This window comes from Proteus sp. G2673, from assembly GCF_009915125.1.
GTDB classification, from domain to species: Bacteria; Pseudomonadota; Gammaproteobacteria; order Enterobacterales; family Enterobacteriaceae; genus Proteus; species Proteus penneri.
This window is the reverse complement of record NZ_JAABLT010000020.1, coordinates 349,420-369,490: the sequence shown is the minus strand read 5'-3', so window position 1 is coordinate 369,490 and position 20,071 is coordinate 349,420. Positions and strand designations below refer to the sequence as shown.

Sequence of the window (20,071 nt, the reverse complement as noted above, 5' to 3'; positions counted from 1 at the left end):
TTACGTCACTTAATTAGCAAAGGGTTGCTTTAGCAGTCAAAAGCAGTAATATACAGGGCACAAACGGCATGTAGCGCAGCCTGGTAGCGCACCGTCATGGGGTGTCGGGGGTCGTAGGTTCAAATCCTATCATGCCGACCAACAATATTTAAGAAAACCAACCACTTACGGTTGGTTTTTTTATGTCTGAAATTTGCCACTGGTAAAACTCTGGTAAAACTCTGGTAAAACTCTGGTAAAACGACGACAAATCATCTCTCAAAATCCCCCTTTCTTTAGCTGATAAAATTGCCCTGTTCTCCTTGCTATTCTATTCGTTACCTTATATAAATCACTGTATAAAAACACAGTTAAATAGGTGATGCTATGATTAAACTCGAAATCAATAATGCTGAATATATTGCTCAGTTAGAAGAAGCTCGTTTATCTGCAGATAACCCTTATGGCTATCTGTTTATGGACATTGTCTTTTCTGATCCAAGATAGGTAATAATGTAACAGTTGGTGCTAACTCATATATCATTGGTAATGAGTTACATATTGGTGACAATGTTATGATTGGAGCAATGAGCTTTATTGATAAAGACATACCTCCTGATAGAGTCGTATTTACCCCAAAAGAAAAGAACACAATAATAGAGTCTCATATTAAAAATAATTTCATTATATAATACTAGCTCAGATTTGAGCTAATACAGGTATGATACAGAGTCGATTCTAAATTGACAGACTGTTCTGTGCTAGAAGCGGGCGTTGGTTATTTAAGAGATTAACAAGAGCATCTGGTTAGGCTTTTTGGCTATTAAATTCAGAGCTAAGCCAGCGGGCAAATGCCATAACCCGTTTTTCGAAGTCTGTTATGCCACTTCGGGGTTTAATGCTAATTTCCAATAGGTAATCCATATCTTCCGCTAGTGCAGGATATCGTGAGTTAAATTTAGCACGATACTCATGTAGAGAGTCAGGCCAGTCATTATCTTGTTCACTACGAAGGATGTTGGTTGCTCTGATAAGTTTTCGTGCAGCAGAGCGCTGAAGCTGTAACTTTTTGTTTTCGTTAGAAGATGTTTTTATTTGAATTACTAGTTTGTCCAGAACCTGCATAAAGTCACCATTCACAGCTACTGCAATAGCTTTTGAAGGTTTGAAAGCTTGAAAGTGATGACTCAAGTCCTCACCATAAACGCAGTGACAGTGATGTTTAATCCAGTATCCCCAACTGAGTACATTATTTGGATCGAGAACCTGTCCCAGCAGACCACAATCAAAATCAATTTTACTGATAACGGGATTATTTTTTTCAAGAACAGACTGAACAGTTGCAAATTGTTCTTTAGTAGCCCGATCGAGTTCATGTTTGAAAATGACTGTCATATCCAAATCAGACCTACCTTCCTCTGCTCTGCCTTCAGCTACACTTCCGTATACGTATATACTGTGTATAAGGTCAGGAAAGCAATGAGTTAGATTTGTCACAACGCATTCAATTATACGTGAGAATGCAGGTTGAATTTCCACGTATTTGGGCTGGGATATAAAATCGTTATGATCGGTGGCCATCTATTTTCCTGTTTGCTAATGTTACTTTTCTGGATAATAGGCATTTTGAGCCTGAAATTCTCGCATCCAAACTATTATATCTTAATGTCTGCTTCTCGCTCAAAGCAGGCGATCATATTTAGTTATATTTCTACCTACGAAACTTGTTAGCTCAAACCTGAGCTAACAGGTATAAATATGATAGCTGTCGTATCAATAATGATATTTTATCAACAAGGTATACCACTTGATTTTCTTAATAGCTAGAATTTGGTTACTTTATTTATGATTTTATTATTTATGGATAAATACAATTCAATATTTTATTTTCTTGTTATTTTGATGGTATTTACATGTGTAATGTTCATTATTAGCAGAAAATTTTTAAGTCACTCAATAGATAACTATATAATATAAATAAATTTATTAAATGTTTTATTTTAAAATTTAAGATATGATTATTAAATATATGGCATTAATTACTAATGCAACAAAGGATTATTATGATTAACAAATTAATTTTCGCTATTTCTTTCTTCTCCTTATTCATTCTAAATGGTTGTACCCAAAGAGATCGTGATGCTATTTCAGACTTAACTTATGCTCTTACTGGAGTACCTGGAGCTAAACATAAACAAGCTTTACAAAACCAAGAGCAAGAAGTACCAAGTAAAGCAAGGTTAGAGAGATTAAAGCAGATAGAAGAGTTCAAAGCGCGTAGATCGTATTGGGTTGGCAAATCCGTAGATGATCTTGTTATGTCTTGGGGCAGTCCTAGTAACACACATAAAAGAACAGATGGTGGCACACAATACACATGGAAATGGACACAGAATAATGGATGGGGGCAATCGACAATTTGTACAAATAATTTTGTTGCTAATAAAAAAGGGACTATTACAGATTGGAATTATTCAGGATGCTGGGAACACTTATAATAAATTATACCCAAATAATGTAGCAAACTTAATGTTGTATCTTCATACTGTATGATTTCATATATTAACAAGTGAGTTTTTACATCAATAACTCACTTGTTATAATAATATCTTTTCACTTTATACTTATATGCTTATTCCACACATTATAAATTTTTAGAAACTTACAGTATATTCGATAAATAGAACCAAAGATAAACCATTAATAATATAAAAAATGTTGATGATTACATATTACTGAGCCAGTCATTTAATATGATATTTACTCAAGATAAAATAATATTAGAAAGAATTTCTAACCTTTATGATAAGGCTATTAATCTGCTGACATTTGAAATTTAATAATAAATTTAACGTAATATTATTTTAACAAGTTAAAACTCGTTATTACGCAATCATCAACTGATACTTTTGTTAAAGTGACTTTATATTACTGCTTGTTACTTTTATCATTTAAAATTCATTAACTTTTTAAAATAAAATCCTTTTTTAGTTTTTGGGAATTTATTTCCGTTATATATTTTCCGCTCATAATCTCTGCCCGCATAGTGATTATCACCATAAAATTGACCATATAATGCGGTTTTGGGGCATATATCATCAGAAAAAAATCTATGATCATTATCCATTTCAATTTTCCTTATTTAATTTTAATTAATTAGATACCTCTAAGATAAAATATCTATAAATCGTTATTAATTTATAATATATATAAATTATCCAATACCATACTACTTCTATAAAAATAGATCCAACTTTGCTATTGGTTTTATTTAAATAAAAAAATATAAATAGAATATTTCAAATAAAAGCCACATTAGACAAAATAAAAAAAGAGGGTATGATATAAATATCACACACCTTTTTTACTATAATAATTTATTATCTATATCTTTGTTCGCTATCCCAAACGGGATATGTACAGAAGGAAGTTAATACGAGGATTTTAAATGTAATTTTTGATCATCAAAGAATATATGTGGTTTTAAAATCTTTAACACATTTACTTTATCTACTCCTCCCATAAAAAAGCTTCATTAACAGAAATTCCCCATCCCCTTATGGTATTAATAACTCGCTTATGAGATGGTGCATTTCGTGCAGTAACAATGGAGATCTTAAGTAATGGAACATAAATAGCTCTGAGGTAAGAAAATCTGCACATAAAGTATGAATATAGCAGTGTCACAATGTTTCCCAAGAGTTTATTCTCTTCTTTAATATCAAATGATATTGATTATCATTTGCATTTAAATGTTATCACTATTATGCTAGTGGTTATCACAAGTAAGGAGAATACTCATGGTTAAAAAAACAATACATTTACGATCTCAACATGCTAAGGATTTAATCAATAAAATAAAAAAAATGAAAAGCATTGAGAATGCGATAAAGACTAAATCAGAAAAAAGTGATCTCATTGTTATAATTGACAAATTACCAACTTTAGTTTCTATCAACTAAATTATTTTGTTGGTTTTTAATGTGAATAAATAGTGACCATAATCTTAGTGGGGTTGACACATTAAATGATAATGATTATCTTTTACTGCATGAATAGTTGAGTATTTTACTCAGTTTTTCACAACGACATTGCTCACATTGCTTCTAGTATTTATTGACCAACTCTCCTAGCGTTGGTCTCTTTTTTATTTATCATATATTTATTCTCCTTGTACAATAAATAAAGAAAACCATTACCTAAAAATACTATTTTCTTATTAAGATAAAAATAGTTTATCGTGTAATTTCAGTAAGAAAATCATTTTATATTTAGTTTTCTATCGACCATAACAGATGGTTAAACAAATATTTTAGACTTAAACCCTATCATCAATAGGGACTTTACTTTATGGGTTTTATCTCATCTTTCTTTGAAAAAAGAACAAATTGACATCGTTGCAACAATGAGAACAAATAAATAAGAAATATGCAGATAATCCTACTGAACGTATCCGTGAAAAATTAATTTTTGTTGCTATTGTTGGTCACTAACACAAAAAATTTGGATGTAAATTTCCACAGGACTATATCGACTTTATCACTCGAATTGGTCATGATGGTACAGGCTCTTATTATGCTCTCTATGCTTTTGATGACACGATAGATATTTAATTTACCCCCGCCTAGTGCGGGGGTTTTTTATCTTAAAAACTCACTTTAATACTGACACATAAAATCATTATTTCTTTCAAAGTAAACATTCTCTTATTTTATTTTTTCATAGCAAAGACAACATTTGACCTTTTCAAAAAGGTAGAAAAACTACTTAATGACCTTCAAAAGGCCATTATTTTATGGTCTTATTGTCAATATCCTATTTAATTTCTATTTATAAGCTTCAAAAGTAATAATTTCTGTTTCGTTATTTGGTTCGCGTAGATATTGATAATCTCCAGAAATTGTTATTTTGTCAAAGCCAATAGATTCAAGGATCCGTTTAAATTCATACACGCCAAACCATTTCAATTTAAACACTTCCCATTCACTTTCAATTATTTTCCCATTTCTCCATTTATCATAACGATGATGAGATACTGTTAATTGATTAATATAATCTATTTCAGCATTTACTATCTGTAAGGTAATTAAATCTCCTTCCGGCGTTTCAAATTGTCGACTAGAACATTGGCCTTTAGTAAAAGTATGCGCCAAACTAATGTCAATTAACAAACGTCCGCCTAGATTTAATGCGTTATAACATTGTTGAAGTGACTGTAGTGCTTTTGTTTCGCTATCTAACAATAAGAAAGTCCCTGTCGGAATAATTATTGCATCAACAAGTGTCTCAACTTGAAATGTCAGCAAATTATCTTTAGTCACTTTATCTTGAGAATATCCATTACTTCTTAGATTTTCCATACAGAAATAAAGCATCTCATCTGAAAGATCAAACCCTTCTATATTAAATCCAGCCTTTAATAAAGGGATTAAAATACGCCCAGTTCCTACCGCGGGTTCTAAGATTTTACCATTAACATCCTTAAGACGTTCTTGATAATATTCTACGTCACCAAAACTACATCCTATAGGTTTATCTATTTGGTAAACTTGGGCTGATAGCGAATGATAACTCTGCATAAATATTCTATTCTCTTTTTGTTGTTTATTTTTAATGATAATAAAGCCATAAATTAAGATATCAATATTCAACTAGATATATTAATCAGGTATAGTTAACTTATATACCTGCTAACTCTATTCTTTTTTCTTATCTTTTTATTTCCATTCTATCTCTTTTGTTTGCATTTTCATTAATCCATATAAACGTAAGGGCTGATAATTTAATTGATAATGATTATCTTTTTTCTTATAAATAGTGAGCAACACATCATGTATTGATGTATTGCTCTTTTTTATGTTAATTATAAAAACTGGCTTCACCTGCAGGTCGAGTTTTGAACCGACGATGAGCCCATAAATATTGTTCTGGAGCTCGCATAATTTCTGTTTCAATCAGCTTATTCATTCTATCTGTATCATTTTGAATATCTTCAGAAGGATAATTAATCAGTTCTTTACCAATAATTAAACTGTATTTTTTGCCTTTCTGATCTTCATTTCTTACCAAAGTAACAGTTAAAGAAGGCGCTCCTGATAATTTTGCTAATATAGCAACACCTTTGGAGGTTGATGTTTTTTCAACAGAGAAGAATGGAGAAAATGTTGTACCTTTTAAACCAAAGTCTTGGTCAGGAGCAAACCAAATCGCTTTTCCTTTTTTTAACTCCATAACCATAAACTTTAAGTTACGTCTATCTATCATACCCTTATCGGAACGGCATCTTGCTTTAGTCTGGATAAACTCCATTGCTTTATTATTATGTGGTCTATACATCGCATTCACAGGGAAACAAAGTCCCATAATGCGTCCTCCCAGCTCTAGTGACATAGAGTGTATACCAATGAGTAAAATTCCCGTTTTTTTATCTTTAGCATCAGTAAAATTGGAGAATCCTTGTACTTCAAAGAGATTTTTTAATCGACGATCACTCCAAAACCACGCCATACCTGTTTCAAATAATGCGATACCTAGGGATGATAAATTATTCATAACAAGCTTGTCGATTTCATTTTTATCTTTGTCAGGGAAACATAGTTCTAAATTTTTCTTTATTATTGAGACTCTTCTTTTGACAAAAAAACGAGATAACACCCCAAGGTGTTTACCTAAAAAAAGTAACCAAGAATAAGGAAGTTGCACTAATAAAAAAAGAATAAAAACACCAAACCAAGTTAAGAAATATTTTGGATGTAATAGATGTAATGAAAAAATATTTTTAGCGTACACAAGTTTGTCCTTTAGGAACTAAAAAGCATTTAAGCCATATTGGATTAGACAGTAATTTTTTAAGATAAGTCATTAAATATTAATTTAAATTTTATCTTAAATTATTTTTTTATGATTTATCTGATATCTTTTTATTCTAATAAAACTTTTTTCTTTCTTTTGATTGAGAAGACAATATCTTAATGCCTTTACTTTGCCATTATAAGAATTTATTTATCCACTAATTTATTTCTTTGTAAAAATCATTAGGCATTAAAGTAAATAACTTTCTAAAAATTCAAATGATTTACATTAAACACTTACATAACTTTAACAATGCTATTTTTTATACGCTTTATTAAATACACGTCAAATTTAAATAATACTAGAAATTAATATAAAAAAACCCCACCGAAGTGAGGTTTTTTAGATCTTACTTGTATCAATATTGCATTAAACAATATATACAGTAATAACGGCTCAATAGATTATAGAGAGATTACGTTCGCTGCTGCTGGACCTTTAGCGCCATTTTCGATAGAAAATGAAACTTCTTGCCCTTCTTTCAGAGATTTGAAGCTATCGCTTTGGATCGCTGAAAAGTGTACGAATACATCTTTGCTACCGTCTTTAGGAGTGATAAAGCCAAAACCTTTATCATCGTTAAACCATTTTACTGTACCTGTCATTGTATTAGACATAAGATTTCCTTTAATTAATTATTTTGCCATAAGGCATTGTTTGCGGTTTGATTTCGGATTTTTACTTATGGTCACTATTTGAAGGAATTCGCAACGAAGAGGTATCAGGGATAACGCTAAACGGTGAACTACTTGAAACTGCACTAACATAAATAGGTCTGTACTTCCAAACCAGTGGCGCTATTAAGTCATATAATTCAGTTTATAGCAAATTATTTTTATCTTTATTTTAAAAAAACTTTTCTCACGCAAAATTAGAAAATAATTATAAGATGAAAATAATTATCTATTTTACCTATCTCATTATTTTAATTTAAGAACATGAATAAAAAAGTAGATACTGTTATTTTTTAAGATAACCAGTATCTACTCTGTCATTAATGTACTATATCACCTTATTAATTAGCTAGTTCTAATAAAATTTTTTCTGTTTTCGTCCATAGAAGTGAGCTACCTTCTTCTGGCCATAAATGCCGCTCAGCATTAAGAAAACGTTGAAATAATAAATCCCCAAAGTCTGGTGAATGAACTGTACTGGTATCTTTCATTCCATACCATAAGCTGGTTGGCGTCTTTATTTCTTCAGGTGAGAATCCCCAAGGTTGCATAGCAATCAGCAAATCTTGCGTATATCCGTCATTGCCTTGTTTAAAGGCTTCGGCCATACATTCTTGATAAACTGGGAGAAAATCATTTGATTTATAAACAGCCAAATCAACATCGGCACTGTAATTTAGAATAAAATCCATTAACCACTTGGCTGTAATATTTTGCTTAACCCAGCTGGTTAACGAATTGGGTGATCCAACAGCTTGACGTTGCATATTAACAACATCATCTGTTAGCTTATTTTGTGTATCAGGATAATCAAATTGATCTTGTCCTGCGACAATAAGTAGTTTATCAACATGACAATAAACACAAAGAGCCATAGCAAAAACAGCCCCTTGTGAAAACCCCATTACATTAATACTTTTAATACGAAGATGGTCTAATAAAAATGAAATATCTTTAGAAAAAGATTTTAACGACTTTTATAACTGATTTATTTTTTTATGATCAACTTATTTGTGTGATAAAAAATGCGTTATTACTTTGTCGATAATAATCGTTTTTATTTTCAAATTTTATTATATTTGCTTAATCTTTTTCTTATAACAAAGAAGACAATAAAATTGCCCTCTTTGTTATTTATAACTGGTTTCTACGTTATTTTACTAATTTACAAGTGCGTCCTTTATCTTCAGCAACACGTCCATTAACTGCATCATCTTCTGAAATCGTTGCTAAATTAAATTCACCTTTTCCTTTACCCCAAATTTGGAAATTCTCACCAACATAACGAGCACCACTAGCCGCAATAGCTTCTTTTAAAACTATAATTTCATCACTGTAATACATAACAGCTAGCTGTTCATTAGGAAAAGAAAATCTGATTTTTTGGCCTTCACAGTCATAAGTATCCGTTTTAGCAGCCAAAGCAGGTGCTGTTATTAGTGAAAAAACTAAAGCAATAGTAGAAATAGAAAATAATTTATTCATTTACATCTCCTAAAATAACAAAATAATGTTTTGCTAATAAAATTAGATTAGGATTTCTTTTTTAAAGATAAAATAGGATATCTCCGCATTTTATTAAAGCTTAAAATATAAAAATATTTCAATTTAAGATTAAATCTAATAAAAATTATCAATCATTGATGAAAGAGTTAAAATACAATTTTTTAATTAAAGTCAATTTTAATTCAAATAAATTGCAATACATAACTTTACATTATTACCTGCCTATTTTACTTTATTCAATGTAACTATCATTATACGATATGTAATTATCCTAACACCTATAAATTTATTGTAGTTCAATAAATTAAGTCGATTCTGTTGAGAAACATCGATAGAAAAATTAATAGGAATATTCATGCTACAAGAGAATGTTGTTAAAGATATCATTGTTTGGATTGAGCAAAATCTCGATTCACGTTTATCGTTAGATATTGTTGCTGAAAAATCAGGCTATACAAAATGGCATTTTCAGCGTTTATTTAAAGCGTATACAGGAATATCTTTAGGAAAATACATACTCGCTCGTCGTTTATCTTGTGGCGCCTACGCGTTAAGAATAACACGTTGTAGCCTGTTAGATATTTCATTGAAGTATCGTTTTGATTCCCAACAAACATTTTGCAGGGCCTTTAAAAAACAGTTTAATATCACGCCTTCGGAATATAGAAAAAGACCAGGATGGGATATTAGTGAACTGATTTTCCCTGCATTAGAAACCGTTGAACTGAGCGCTAAATATGAGGTAGTTACACTCTCATCTCAAAAATTAGTCGGTATGTCACATCATTACAATAAGCCTATTTCAACATGGGATTCAGACAAGAAAAAATTCAGAAAAGAATTTTGGCGTAAATTTTTAAAAGATGTGCATACAATACCCACAGAGCTATATGCAATGCATCGAGCATCTGCAAGTACATTAGAAGATACTATGTATATTTATAGCACTGCCGTTGATAAAGAAAAGTTAGCAAAAACATCAAATGCTTCGGCCATGTCACAACTAGAACTACCTGGTGGCAACTATCTAGCCATTACATTTCATATAAATGAAATCTTAGATTCATTAACTGGTTATGATGACATTATTTATACCGTCTATACCAAAGTACTTCCGAAAATGAATTTATTGCGCAGACCCGGTCCAGACATTGAACGATATACATTAAAAGAGTCAGTAAGTTACGATAAATTACTTGGTCAAAGTGATCATTACGTACAAAAGATTAGCTACTATATTCCTGTTCTTTAATGAGTTTTATCTATAAAAAAGATCCCAGTTTAATTGGGATCTTTCTATTAAAATAGATATCTAAAATACTTCTATCCTATCAATCCTTCTTAGACTTATTAGCAAAGAAAATATCATCTTGAATATCTTTTGTTCTTACTGTAAACAATTCGTTCATTAAGTTTTCAGTTAATTTTTCAGCATCTGCCATAACTCGTAGATTAAATTCATTAAGCATTTTATCTGCGCCAGTTTTATCTTTTTTCACCATAGTGAGATATTTAGCTTCCATTTCTTTTTGCTCTAATGCGGTTTTTGCTTCCCACTCTTGATAAGCTTTTTTCACTATTGGTGCGAGTTTTGGATAATCTGTCATCACTAATGTTTGTAACTTACGATATTTCCAGTAAATAGAATCACTATCTGCTTGATTACTTCCTATTCCATAATGTTGCGGATAAGCTTTTAATCCACTGTAATACGGAACAAATGCAGTTAAATCTGCCATGCCTAAACCAACATAGGTCACTTCACCAATTTCTTGAGGAAGCTCAGGACGAACTTGCATAACATGCGCTTCATAAGTTCTAAATACACTAATTGGACGCCAAGATTCTTGACCATTTAACCCATTGGTATATGGGTCGTGTTTCGTCCCTTCAAAGTGATTACGTAACATCGCTTTAGCTTCTTCCACTGATACTTTTTTTTCTGGCGTTAATAAAGGTGCGAAATTACGACCATCATCCACAGCTTGTTTTAGTGATGGGTTAAATTGTTGCTGGATAACCCATACTCGCGGATCATTATAAGTACGGTCTCGTTCGTCATCTCGTGTATAAGCTTTTGAGAAATTAAATGCCCCCTCTTTTTCAGGATTATAAAGCCCTTTCTCAACAGCAAATTCTACTAGATTTTTAGAGCCTAACACATCATTACTGTTAATATCATAGTGTTGTAATCGACCTTGGTTTCCTGTTGCAAAGTATTTATCTTTAGGTAATTTTTGTGCGATCCAATGATGTCCTGTTCCAGTTTCCAAATACCAAAGCTCATTTTTATCAACAACAGCGACACCAAATCCTTCACCAGCACCTTGTTCTTCAATAATGTTCCCTAATAATTCCACTGCTTCACGAGCTGTTTTTGCTCTTGAAAGTAGGACATCTGGAATATCATCTTCAGTTATCCCTGTCTCTTCAACATAGGGATCAAAAGAGAGTGCTTTAGGTGAAGCAAAAATAGATTCAGTACCACTAACACCCACTCCTAGTTCATTAAATCCTGTTGCACCATGGAGTTGCGTTTTCCAATTCGGCACAGTGGTATAGCGTAATGAATTCTTTGGTAATGGATATGTAAAATTATTAGCACCATTATGTTCTTTGGTACTGTAAATACCCGTTTGATTCGTTTTAGCCGGATGAATAACAAAATGTTGTGCTTTTAATGCATCACTATCTGCGCTACGCGCAATAATCAACGAACCATCATTTGTTGCTTCACTTCCTGCTAACAACGTTGTACAGGCTAAAGCTGAAGACGCTAATGCTATATTAATAGATAAAGCAATAATACCCTTTTTAAATAAAGACATAAAACTCCCCATTTGCTTGTTATTTATAATTTGTAGATCAATTAAGTATCTTTTTAGAATCAAAATAAAAAACCAGATAGATAATTTGATGCGAAATATTAACAATGAAAAAGCGTAGATTTCCGTGATTTATATCTCAATGATTATTATATTTCGAAATAAAAAGGTTAATTATACCTATCATATTAATATCAGTGAGTTTTATAAAAAACACATTTTAAATATAAATAAATCTAGATAAGATTTGTTATTAACGTTATTGTTATGTAATTAACAACGATGTTATTTATGTAAACGGCTATTGATATTAACGACAATAACAACAGATTAAATCCAATAATACTTTATGTTAATTTTGTTGTGTTAGCCTAAAAAATTTCCACTTTTATTTTCTATAATTCTTTCATCAGAAATATTGATTGATTTTTTCTTTTATAAATTCAAATAGCTGCTCAAATCCCTCCTTTGATTTAGCAGCTCTTATTAAGACTATTATATGATTATGTCTTTAATAACATTACGTTATAGCCTTTATAATAAAATTTATAAATTACAAATAACATTTATAATCTACGTTTTTACTCTTAGAATATTTCTTATAAAAATCATTCAAATTTTCCTTCATCACTATTATTTAATAATCAACTTATTAACTGTATAATCGAACATAAGATAAACTGACTAAAACAAAAAACACGATGGCAATTAATTTAAAAAGAACTTCTTGGTCAGGAGGATGGGCAACTTTACGTGACTTTGAAATTATACAATCCGTGATCGATCATGGAAGTGTCACTAATGCAGCAAAGCAGCTAGGCATTTCACAACCTGCAGTAAGTCAGTCATTAAATCAGATCGAGAAACGTTGTGGTAAAAAGCTATTCACTCGTGAAAATAATAAATTAATACCAAACTCTGATGCCTTATTACTTTATGAAGAAATCGCCAATATCGCTGAATCTTTCAATCGATTGAGCCATTTTCATCATCAAGAAAAAAAGAGGAGTATACGGATTCTAGTTCCACCAACATTAGCCTATGGTTTTATCAATCAGGTTACTACTCAATTTATCAAAAAATATCAGGTTAATGTCCATTTAGAAATATCTAGAAGTGAGCAACTTCTTTCTTTAATAGCAAAAGAACAAGCTGATATTGTTATTACTGATAATATGACCATTAATAAGGAATATAAAAATACAATTTTTTAATAAAATTTCAGGCACAAAAATAGCCACTAAAGCTATTTATTGTTTTAGTGGCTAATTTATTAATCTTTATTCATTTATAAAACGCATTAACTGCTGACGTAATTGCTTATTTTCTTGTTTTAACTGTTCATTTTGATCTAATAAAGTCAGTGCTATGGCTATACCATGCCAATCTAATGCAAGCTCTTTATGAAGTTTTAATGCGCGATGTGTTACCACAACAGCGTTATCATCGAAAAACCACTCTTGAGTTTCAATTTCTAGTGGTTCAATCACCCCAAGAGCGACAAACTCTTTGAGCTCATCATTTGATATTCCCGTATGATGACAAAACTCAGTAACAGTAAATATTGTTAATTGACCCATTATTTATTCTCCCAGTCTTTACGTGGATTATAATCGGTCTGGCTATCTGCAATTTGTTGCCATAATTCGCGCATCTTTTCATCGGGTTTAGGTGGCATCACAATTTTTAGAATTGCATATAAATCACCGCTGACCTTTTTGCTGACTAACCCTTTTCCCTTAATACGTAGCTTTTGTCCTGCCTGACTTCCCGCCGGAATAGTTAACAAGATTTTTTCTTTTATTGTAGGTATAGGAATTTTTGCACCTAATGCTGCTTCCCAAGGAGCGACTGGGACAACTATTTCTAAATCATGACCTTTAATATCAAATAGAGGATGAGGCGCAATACGAATTGTTAGCCATAAATCACCATTCTCCCCTCCATTTTCACCTATTGTTCCCTGACCTTTTAAACGAATACGTTGTCCATCAATGACACCAGCTGGAATTTTAACATTTAAAGTTTTAGGGATCTCTTCTTCCAAAATTCCGAAAACATTATAAACAGGTAAGTGATAGCTAATCGTACGCTTATGTTCTTCCTGTGATTCTTCCAGAAAAACAGCTAATTCTATTTCTAAATCATGCCCGCGCTGTTTAGGAGCATGTTGAGCTCGTCGCCCTTCAAATGGGGAATGTTGACCGAAAAATGAAGTGTAAAAATTATCAAAATCTTCTTGGCTAAAGCTTTCTTGATCCTTATTTGAATGTTGTTGTGTAAATTGCCTAAATTTAGGATCGTTACGATGAGCCCAAAGCTCATCATATTCAGCTCTACGTTGTTCATCTCCTAATATTTCCCATGCTTGAGCAATTTCTTTAAAACGCTCTTCTGCATTTGGCTCTTTACTTACATCAGGGTGATATTTTTTCGCTAAACGACGATAAGCCGTTTTAATCGTTTTAGTATCATCAGTGGGTTTGACACCCATTATGGCGTAGTAATCCTTTAATTCCATAGTGACATCTCAATTATGTTAAATAATGAATTAAATATTAATACTCTAGATTTGATTAATTATAGAACAAAGAAATTATGTTGATGAGTAAAACCCTATAATAACAACAATCGAATGCCTAAATTGAATGCAGAATATTGTTTTTCAATCAGTTATCTATCATCTAATATCCCACTTTTCCTAGTGGATTATTTCTGAACCATACTAAAACAATATCTATTTTTTCGGAAACGGATCGTAATTTAGACTAACTAATAGCTGATGCCCAAATTGTTCGACAAGCAAGTGGGTAATATTGCCTATCCCTTTTCTTGCCCCGCCATTCAAGCAATAACAGCACCACTCAGTGCATGGATTTTGAATCGCTATTTTTCTTTAGCCAAAGGCCCAAGACCAACAAAAATACGAGTCATGCATATCATTGGTTTTGAATTAAGTTTTGTGAAAATTGATTTACTTATTATTATAGCTATTAGCCTTATTTTAACTTTATTAAGCCAAATACTTTGATTGGCCGAAATGTAGATGAATATAAAAAGCCCTTAAACTCAAGGGCTATATTTAACATTTTTATTTATCTGCTTTCGCCGCCCAAAGAAATTTAGCGCTAGGTAATGTTGTATATTTTTCTATTATCTCTTTATAAGTATTCTCTGGTTTTAATTCTGCAAATTGTTCTGGGTAAATGAAGGTTGCTAAATATTCTAAACCAACAATGTTATATGGATGATTATAGAAATTATGATATATACCATATAATTGCCCATTTTCAACCGCAGCGATTTGATTAAATCCAATTCGACTCTTCAATCGTTTGAAGCCTTCTTGAGTCTCTTTGCTAGATACTCCATAACCAAATGGTGCAGCAATACTATTTTTATTAATCCAGCGAGATCCCGTTACAATATATACATCAGGTTTAGTACTAATAACTTGCTCTAAAGAAATAACACCTGAAGCTCCTGGTAAGAAATGACTACCAATATTGTCACCCCCAACAGCTTGAATCAAACCACCCCAACCCGCATTATTATGTGTAAAGCAACACCCATCACCATTTGCTCCAGCCTTTGCCTCTACAAATACACGTGGCTTATTTTTAATTTCTTGAGTTTTATTTTTGATACTATCTAGGTGTTGTTGATAAAAATCAGTATATTCTTTAGCTTCACTTTCTTTATTTAAAATGATACCAAGAAGCTCTACACTTTCTTTCGTGTTTTTGACTGGTTCTAAGAAAGTATCAACATAAATAATAGGAATATTGGCTTCTTTTAAAATACTGACAACACCCGATCCTTCTAGTGCGGGTTTGGCTCTGAGTTGCGCAATCACAACATCGGGTTGTTGTGCAATAACTTGCTCTGCATTCACTTCACCTTTGTCATTAAATCCCATATCAGGGATTGAATTTATATTAGATTTCCATTTCTGTTCTAGTAAAGAAACTGTCTGTGGATCCGATTTTTTTAGATTATTATTCCATGCTACAACTCTTTCAAACGGATTATTTCTATCAAGCAAAGCCAGCGTTAAAATATCTCTACCATCTTGTAATACAACACGTTTTGGTTCATGTTTTAACGTTATTTTTTGCCCATCAGTATCCGTAATTGTAACAGGATATGTTGTAGCCAATGCGCTAAAAGGAAGCAATGCAGAAAGAGATATTGCTAATAGGTGATATTTATTTTTCATTGTATACTCTCCATAACAGAGAGTTAATGATAACAATTATCATTAACATCATCAATAAAAATTATCTTTTTATGACTAAAAAATAAATTCGTTTTAATAGTGCGATATCTAGCAATAAAGAAATATTCGAGTCTGATATGTCAGCTTATTTCACTAATGCAGTTAACTATCTAATTAAAAAGCCTTTTATGTCCATTCTAATTACAATACAAAAATAACCCTAACCATAAACTATCATGTGTTCTTGTCACTAGTTTATTTCAAATTACAATAGCAGCGTTAAACAGATAAAGTAACTTCTTTGTTTAACGCTATATTTTGAGGAGACAACCATTCATTTTTGATAATTTTAATTACTAGAAAAATTACTTATCACTTCATACGTTAATGAATTATCAGAACTATTTATAACTTTCAATTTAACATTTTCATAGGAGATAATATTACTTTCTTTAAGATTAAATTGAATGTTGTTACCAAACCCTTGATTTTCTATGTTTGAGCCTATTTTTCTATAACTAACATCTACAATTTGATTATTTATTCCATTAAAAATTAAAGCCTGCTCAAATGAATTACCATCGGAATTATTCAACTTAAGATATTCAATCTTAGCCTTATCACTACAAACAGCAACATTTAAGTCAGTTACAATACAAATCTCATCAGCCTTAGCTCCTTTTTTTATTAAAATTGAACTCCATGGCTGGCCAAGAACCTCAACAACTACAGAACCAGAGTCAATAGTTTGAGTTGGCATATAAAAATCGCCTTTGTCGCTTGAACCAACTTTTTTGAATACACCAGGAATAATTTTATAGGCCAGATCTATTTGTATTGGGTTTAGTACCTTAATCGCTCTTAGTTCACTTATATTACCTTCTCTTACTAAACTTTGACCTATGGTCGCACGATTAACACTCCCTACTTTCGGCTCACTTATTTTATACAAGTCTGGAGTGTAATTATATTCAGTCACAGCACACCCAGATAAAGTAAAAGCACAACCAATTGAAACTAATAAATTTTTCATTTTGATAGAAATCTCGTTACAAACATGAATAGGCATTAAAGATTACATTTACATACAGATTCTAGCAAGTAACTATCTACGACTCTGTTAACAAACTACTCATAACAACCTGTGAAATTAATTAGTTTCCTTTCTGACAGATCATTAACTCCAGCGCATTAATATCAATACCATTAGCTTTAATGGGGACTGGCTACGATTACCACTCTCAGCCTAGATACAACCCACCACTATCAAATAGCTTGCAATCTTTCTCTTTAGATTTACTAGGATCAATTGTTTAACGGTTAGCTTCATTTGGGAGGACTCAAATCATAAGGTATAAATGTACCCTATTTGTACCAGCTAAAGTAGATAGCTTTCAATGGACGTTAGTAGACGTTGGAATGATGGGATTTAGTTGGAATGCTTGATTTACTTGGGATAAGGAAATGCTAGGAGATGATGAAATGGCGGAGGAGGAGAGATTCGAACTCTCGGATGGTTTCCCATCGGCGGTTTTCAAGACCGCTGCCTTCAGCCGCTCGGCCACCCCTCCGCAATGGGGAGCAATATAAACACCTAAGCTTATGTTGTAAAGCCCTTATTGTACTGTTTGCCGTAAAATTAAACGCATTACAAGTCAATGGCTTAATTTATCAACGATTTATGGGTTCTACTTGGGTATTTCCCTTATTTTTGATAAATTAGCAATATTATTTTTGATTGGTTGCTACGCACATGTTTGTATTTAACGGAAAAGAAATCGAGACAGATAGTCATGGTTATTTAAAAAATAGCAATGAATGGAATGAAGATATGGTTCCAATATTAGCTGAATTAGAAGAAATTGAGCTAACAGAACAGCACTGGGAAATTATCCGTTTTGTTCGACAGTTTTATTTGGAATTTAATACCTCCCCCGCTATTCGTATGTTAGTAAAAGCGCTTGCACAAAAATATGGCGATGAAAAAGGAAATAGCCGTTATCTTTATCGTTTGTTTCCTAAAGGCCCTGCAAAACAAGCTACAAAACTCGCTGGTTTACCAAAACCCGTTAAATGTATTTAATATTATCTTTAGATAAAAGATAATTAAAAATCATTAAAACAATATTACTCATAATGGTGGATTGAAAAATCTGCCATCTGTTCATATTCACAAGGTGTCGCTGACCAAAATGTAATATTAGCACTTCTTGGTCCACCAGCTTCTAACCAATCTTCAAATTCTTTTAATGCATTCTCTTTCGCGAAAGCCTTTACTCCCACGCTACCGTCATCACGATTCCAAACATACCCTGTTATTGGTTGTTTTTTCATCCATTGATAAGTAAAAAAACGGAATCCAACGCCCTGCACACGCCCTTGAATAATATATTCTCTACCCATTTTCATATGCTCTCCTGATAGTGTTGTTAAAATAAAAATTCTACTCAGGTTATTGTCTTTTCTTTATACAATAGATAATCTGATTTTGTGAGGTTCTTTATTCATAATGAAAGCAAAGGATTATATTTTTTTCAAATCCTTGAAATTTCACTTTGTACCCTCATATATATAACCAATAAGCAAGGCTATATGGAGGTGATACTATGATGACCGCCAGCAAATTTGGGATAGGACAGCAAGTTAGACATAAATTACTCGGCTACTTAGGCGTTGTTGTCGATGTGGATGCTGAATATTCCCTTGATCAGCCTAATGAGGATGATATTGCATCTAATGTGACCTTGCGAGCAGCACCTTGGTACCATGTTGTGATGGAAGATGATGAAGGACAGCCCGTTCATACTTATCTTGCTGAAGCACAGATAACTTATGAAGTTTCAGATGAACACTTAGATAATGACTCATTGGATGAGCTATCGCAGTCAATTCGTAGCCAATTACAGGCTCCACGATTACGAAATTAACCGAATAATCTAAATAAGCTGTGAGCTGAATAAATATGATAATCGCCGAATTTGTTTTCGGCGATTTTATTTTAGTTCATTACCAAGGAAGTCCATGTGCTTCAATTTCTTTTTTAGGACAGCGATCCATAACAACTCGTAATCCTGCTTTTTCTGCTAACTCTTTGGCATCTTCATTGATAACACCAATCTGCAACCATAATACTTTGGCATTAATTGCAATTGCTTCTTGTGCAATTTCTAATGCAACGTCAGATTGACGAAAAACATCCACCATATCAACAGCAATAGGAATATCTTTTAATGAGGCATAGCATTTCTGCCCTAATAAGGTTTGCCCTGACATGCTTGGATTGACAGGAATAACATCATAGCCTTGTTCTAATAGGAATTTCATGACTTTATAGCTTGGGCGATCTTCTTTGCTACTCGCTCCAACAAGTGCAATTGTTTTGACACTTCTTAAAATGTCATAAATGTCTGAGTCCACCATTTATATACTCCGTTCATCATGAAGATTGAAAATATTATGATACATCATAGTATCTTGATCCGTTCATAGCTTGTAAGATAAAAAAAAGGTATTTTGACAGCTGAAACAATAACTATATTTATTTTTAAAGGTATCAAATGGAACAAATTGACCGCACGCTCTTAAAAGAAAAAAATATCGCGCTTGTTGCCCATGATCACTGCAAAAGCTCATTACTTGAATGGGTTCAAAATAATCGTGAACAACTGTCTCTACATAAGTTATTTGCAACAGGAACCACAGGAAATTTAATTAACCAGCACACAGGCCTAAGTGTTACTCAAATGCTAAGTGGCCCAATGGGCGGTGACCAACAAATAGGTGCAATGATCGCTGAAAAAAAAATCGACATTATGATTTTCTTTTGGGACCCATTGAACGCCGTTCCCCACGACCCAGATGTTAAAGCCCTTCTACGCTTAGCAACAGTATGGAATATTCCGGTTGCCACCAATCGTGCAACCGCGAACTTTTTAATTTCATCGCCTCTGTTTTCACAAGAATCAACAATTAAAATTCCTGATTACGAAGGTTATTTAAAAGAAAGACTAAAATAA

The 20,071-nt window shown here is 32.3% G+C and carries 23 protein-coding genes, 2 tRNA genes and 1 pseudogene; 10 read left to right on the top strand and 16 right to left on the bottom strand.

The annotated features are described in order from the left end of the window. Positions 1-64: 64 nt before the first annotated feature. Together GWI59_RS11685 and GWI59_RS11680 are read left to right on the top strand one after the other, a co-directional pair. Positions 65-141, top strand: a tRNA-Pro gene (locus GWI59_RS11685). Positions 142-482: 341 nt separating this feature from the next. After that, positions 483-671 (top strand): DapH/DapD/GlmU-related protein, encoded by a 189-nt coding sequence (locus GWI59_RS11680; RefSeq protein WP_161670968.1) that lies wholly within the window; start codon positions 483-485, stop codon positions 669-671. Between the two features lie 115 nt (positions 672-786). On the opposite strand, the gene GWI59_RS11675 is transcribed toward GWI59_RS11680, so the two are convergent. Then, positions 787-1,560, bottom strand: a complete 774-nt coding sequence (locus GWI59_RS11675) for a nucleotidyltransferase domain-containing protein (protein WP_161670924.1) — start codon at positions 1,558-1,560, stop codon at positions 787-789. 482 nt (positions 1,561-2,042) lie between these two features. Between GWI59_RS11675 and GWI59_RS11670 the strand changes: the two genes are divergently transcribed. Then, positions 2,043-2,477, top strand: coding sequence for a hypothetical protein (locus tag GWI59_RS11670; RefSeq protein ID WP_161724700.1), 435 nt, complete (start codon positions 2,043-2,045; stop codon positions 2,475-2,477). A 449-nt stretch (positions 2,478-2,926) separates the two neighbouring features. Here GWI59_RS11670 and GWI59_RS11665 read toward each other — a convergent pair whose 3' ends face one another. After that, on the bottom strand, positions 2,927-3,106 hold the full coding sequence (locus GWI59_RS11665) for a hypothetical protein (RefSeq protein ID WP_072062756.1): 180 nt from the start codon (positions 3,104-3,106) through the stop codon (positions 2,927-2,929). A gap of 303 nt (positions 3,107-3,409) precedes the next feature. After that, positions 3,410-3,642 (bottom strand): annotated as a pseudogene (locus GWI59_RS17720) (5'-nucleotidase). Positions 3,643-3,779: 137 nt separating this feature from the next. Here GWI59_RS17720 and GWI59_RS17430 point away from each other — a divergent pair. Beyond that, on the top strand, positions 3,780-3,941 hold the full coding sequence (locus GWI59_RS17430; RefSeq protein ID WP_175304874.1) for a hypothetical protein: 162 nt from the start codon (positions 3,780-3,782) through the stop codon (positions 3,939-3,941). Positions 3,942-4,805: 864 nt separating this feature from the next. On the opposite strand, the gene GWI59_RS11655 is transcribed toward GWI59_RS17430, so the two are convergent. From GWI59_RS11655 to GWI59_RS11635, 5 genes are all read right to left on the bottom strand, one after another. Beyond that, positions 4,806-5,558, bottom strand: a complete 753-nt coding sequence (locus GWI59_RS11655; protein ID WP_072062757.1) for a class I SAM-dependent methyltransferase — start codon at positions 5,556-5,558, stop codon at positions 4,806-4,808. Between the two features lie 280 nt (positions 5,559-5,838). Continuing rightward, entirely contained in the window at positions 5,839-6,768 is a 930-nt protein-coding gene (gene lpxL, locus GWI59_RS11650) for an LpxL/LpxP family Kdo(2)-lipid IV(A) lauroyl/palmitoleoyl acyltransferase (RefSeq protein ID WP_161670923.1), read from the bottom strand. 467 nt (positions 6,769-7,235) lie between these two features. Beyond that, complete coding sequence (gene cspE, locus GWI59_RS11645; RefSeq protein WP_161670922.1) at positions 7,236-7,448, bottom strand: transcription antiterminator/RNA stability regulator CspE; 213 nt, start codon at positions 7,446-7,448, stop codon at positions 7,236-7,238. A 398-nt stretch (positions 7,449-7,846) separates the two neighbouring features. Then, positions 7,847-8,410, bottom strand: coding sequence for a hypothetical protein (locus GWI59_RS11640; protein WP_161670921.1), 564 nt, complete (start codon positions 8,408-8,410; stop codon positions 7,847-7,849). A gap of 247 nt (positions 8,411-8,657) precedes the next feature. Next, positions 8,658-8,990 (bottom strand): MliC family protein, encoded by a 333-nt coding sequence (locus tag GWI59_RS11635; protein ID WP_161724697.1) that lies wholly within the window; start codon positions 8,988-8,990, stop codon positions 8,658-8,660. 376 nt (positions 8,991-9,366) lie between these two features. Between GWI59_RS11635 and GWI59_RS11630 the strand changes: the two genes are divergently transcribed. Next, a complete protein-coding gene (locus GWI59_RS11630; protein ID WP_109400859.1) occupies positions 9,367-10,263 on the top strand; it encodes an AraC family transcriptional regulator in 897 nt (298 codons plus the stop codon). Positions 10,264-10,342: 79 nt separating this feature from the next. Here GWI59_RS11630 and GWI59_RS11625 read toward each other — a convergent pair whose 3' ends face one another. Further along, positions 10,343-11,839: a C69 family dipeptidase gene (locus GWI59_RS11625; RefSeq protein WP_109847554.1), complete on the bottom strand. Its 1,497-nt coding sequence runs from the start codon at positions 11,837-11,839 to the stop codon at positions 10,343-10,345. Positions 11,840-12,537: 698 nt separating this feature from the next. On the opposite strand from GWI59_RS11625, the gene GWI59_RS11620 reads away from it, so the two are divergent. Next, complete coding sequence (locus GWI59_RS11620) at positions 12,538-13,050, top strand: LysR family transcriptional regulator (RefSeq protein ID WP_161724695.1); 513 nt, start codon at positions 12,538-12,540, stop codon at positions 13,048-13,050. A 66-nt stretch (positions 13,051-13,116) separates the two neighbouring features. On the opposite strand, the gene cbpM is transcribed toward GWI59_RS11620, so the two are convergent. Together cbpM and cbpA are read right to left on the bottom strand one after the other, a co-directional pair. Then, positions 13,117-13,416: a chaperone modulator CbpM gene (gene cbpM / locus GWI59_RS11615; protein WP_006537342.1), complete on the bottom strand. Its 300-nt coding sequence runs from the start codon at positions 13,414-13,416 to the stop codon at positions 13,117-13,119. Further along, positions 13,416-14,357 (bottom strand): curved DNA-binding protein, encoded by a 942-nt coding sequence (cbpA, locus tag GWI59_RS11610; protein ID WP_072062764.1) that lies wholly within the window; start codon positions 14,355-14,357, stop codon positions 13,416-13,418. The genes cbpM and cbpA overlap by 1 nt, the downstream gene beginning before the upstream one ends. Positions 14,358-14,618: 261 nt before the next feature. On the opposite strand from cbpA, the gene GWI59_RS11605 reads away from it, so the two are divergent. Further along, positions 14,619-14,867, top strand: a complete 249-nt coding sequence (locus GWI59_RS11605) for a hypothetical protein (RefSeq protein ID WP_006537345.1) — start codon at positions 14,619-14,621, stop codon at positions 14,865-14,867. Positions 14,868-14,927: 60 nt separating this feature from the next. Here the strand turns inward: GWI59_RS11605 and GWI59_RS11600 are convergent, their stop codons facing one another. The 3 genes from GWI59_RS11600 to GWI59_RS11590 form a co-directional block, all read right to left on the bottom strand. Continuing rightward, positions 14,928-16,055 (bottom strand): ABC transporter substrate-binding protein, encoded by a 1,128-nt coding sequence (locus tag GWI59_RS11600; RefSeq protein WP_072062766.1) that lies wholly within the window; start codon positions 16,053-16,055, stop codon positions 14,928-14,930. Positions 16,056-16,404: 349 nt separating this feature from the next. Further along, on the bottom strand, positions 16,405-17,088 hold the full coding sequence (locus GWI59_RS11595) for a hypothetical protein (RefSeq protein WP_109847575.1): 684 nt from the start codon (positions 17,086-17,088) through the stop codon (positions 16,405-16,407). 450 nt (positions 17,089-17,538) lie between these two features. Continuing rightward, positions 17,539-17,626, bottom strand: a tRNA-Ser gene (locus GWI59_RS11590). Positions 17,627-17,808: 182 nt separating this feature from the next. Here GWI59_RS11590 and tusE point away from each other — a divergent pair. After that, the gene (gene tusE / locus GWI59_RS11585; protein ID WP_006537349.1) at positions 17,809-18,138 is read left to right on the top strand and encodes a sulfurtransferase TusE; all 330 of its coding nucleotides are present in this window, start codon (positions 17,809-17,811) and stop codon (positions 18,136-18,138) included. A 44-nt stretch (positions 18,139-18,182) separates the two neighbouring features. Here tusE and GWI59_RS11580 read toward each other — a convergent pair whose 3' ends face one another. Beyond that, entirely contained in the window at positions 18,183-18,464 is a 282-nt protein-coding gene (locus tag GWI59_RS11580; protein WP_006537350.1) for an acylphosphatase, read from the bottom strand. A 197-nt stretch (positions 18,465-18,661) separates the two neighbouring features. Between GWI59_RS11580 and hspQ the strand changes: the two genes are divergently transcribed. Then, the gene (gene hspQ / locus GWI59_RS11575; RefSeq protein ID WP_006537351.1) at positions 18,662-18,982 is read left to right on the top strand and encodes a heat shock protein HspQ; all 321 of its coding nucleotides are present in this window, start codon (positions 18,662-18,664) and stop codon (positions 18,980-18,982) included. 79 nt (positions 18,983-19,061) lie between these two features. On the opposite strand, the gene GWI59_RS11570 is transcribed toward hspQ, so the two are convergent. Continuing rightward, complete coding sequence (locus GWI59_RS11570) at positions 19,062-19,475, bottom strand: CoA-binding protein (protein ID WP_006537352.1); 414 nt, start codon at positions 19,473-19,475, stop codon at positions 19,062-19,064. Positions 19,476-19,612: 137 nt separating this feature from the next. Between GWI59_RS11570 and GWI59_RS11565 the strand changes: the two genes are divergently transcribed. Further along, positions 19,613-20,071, top strand: a complete 459-nt coding sequence (locus tag GWI59_RS11565; RefSeq protein ID WP_072062770.1) for a methylglyoxal synthase — start codon at positions 19,613-19,615, stop codon at positions 20,069-20,071.

Bases quoted from the DNA above. Each gene is read 5' to 3' on its own strand.
- tusE (WP_006537349.1), top strand. From the start codon at position 17,809: ATGTTTGTATTTAACGGAAAAGAAATCGAGACAGATAGTCATGGTTAT.
- hspQ (WP_006537351.1), top strand. From the start codon at position 18,662: ATGATGACCGCCAGCAAATTTGGGATAGGACAGCAAGTTAGACATAAA.
- GWI59_RS11570 (WP_006537352.1), bottom strand. From the start codon at position 19,475: ATGGTGGACTCAGACATTTATGACATTTTAAGAAGTGTCAAAACAATT.
- GWI59_RS11630 (WP_109400859.1), top strand. From the start codon at position 9,367: ATGCTACAAGAGAATGTTGTTAAAGATATCATTGTTTGGATTGAGCAA.
- cspE (WP_161670922.1), bottom strand. From the start codon at position 7,448: ATGTCTAATACAATGACAGGTACAGTAAAATGGTTTAACGATGATAAA.
- GWI59_RS11640 (WP_161670921.1), bottom strand. From the start codon at position 8,410: ATGGGGTTTTCACAAGGGGCTGTTTTTGCTATGGCTCTTTGTGTTTAT.
- GWI59_RS11620 (WP_161724695.1), top strand. From the start codon at position 12,538: ATGGCAATTAATTTAAAAAGAACTTCTTGGTCAGGAGGATGGGCAACT.
- cbpM (WP_006537342.1), bottom strand. From the start codon at position 13,416: ATGGGTCAATTAACAATATTTACTGTTACTGAGTTTTGTCATCATACG.
- GWI59_RS11625 (WP_109847554.1), bottom strand. From the start codon at position 11,839: ATGTCTTTATTTAAAAAGGGTATTATTGCTTTATCTATTAATATAGCA.
- GWI59_RS11635 (WP_161724697.1), bottom strand. From the start codon at position 8,990: ATGAATAAATTATTTTCTATTTCTACTATTGCTTTAGTTTTTTCACTA.
- GWI59_RS11600 (WP_072062766.1), bottom strand. From the start codon at position 16,055: ATGAAAAATAAATATCACCTATTAGCAATATCTCTTTCTGCATTGCTT.
- GWI59_RS11595 (WP_109847575.1), bottom strand. From the start codon at position 17,088: ATGAAAAATTTATTAGTTTCAATTGGTTGTGCTTTTACTTTATCTGGG.
- GWI59_RS11670 (WP_161724700.1), top strand. From the start codon at position 2,043: ATGATTAACAAATTAATTTTCGCTATTTCTTTCTTCTCCTTATTCATT.
- GWI59_RS11565 (WP_072062770.1), top strand. From the start codon at position 19,613: ATGGAACAAATTGACCGCACGCTCTTAAAAGAAAAAAATATCGCGCTT.
- GWI59_RS11675 (WP_161670924.1), bottom strand. From the start codon at position 1,560: ATGGCCACCGATCATAACGATTTTATATCCCAGCCCAAATACGTGGAA.
- cbpA (WP_072062764.1), bottom strand. From the start codon at position 14,357: ATGGAATTAAAGGATTACTACGCCATAATGGGTGTCAAACCCACTGAT.
- GWI59_RS11605 (WP_006537345.1), top strand. From the start codon at position 14,619: ATGCCCAAATTGTTCGACAAGCAAGTGGGTAATATTGCCTATCCCTTT.
- GWI59_RS17430 (WP_175304874.1), top strand. From the start codon at position 3,780: ATGGTTAAAAAAACAATACATTTACGATCTCAACATGCTAAGGATTTA.
- GWI59_RS11580 (WP_006537350.1), bottom strand. From the start codon at position 18,464: ATGAAAATGGGTAGAGAATATATTATTCAAGGGCGTGTGCAGGGCGTT.
- GWI59_RS11655 (WP_072062757.1), bottom strand. From the start codon at position 5,558: ATGCAGAGTTATCATTCGCTATCAGCCCAAGTTTACCAAATAGATAAA.
- GWI59_RS11665 (WP_072062756.1), bottom strand. From the start codon at position 3,106: ATGGATAATGATCATAGATTTTTTTCTGATGATATATGCCCCAAAACC.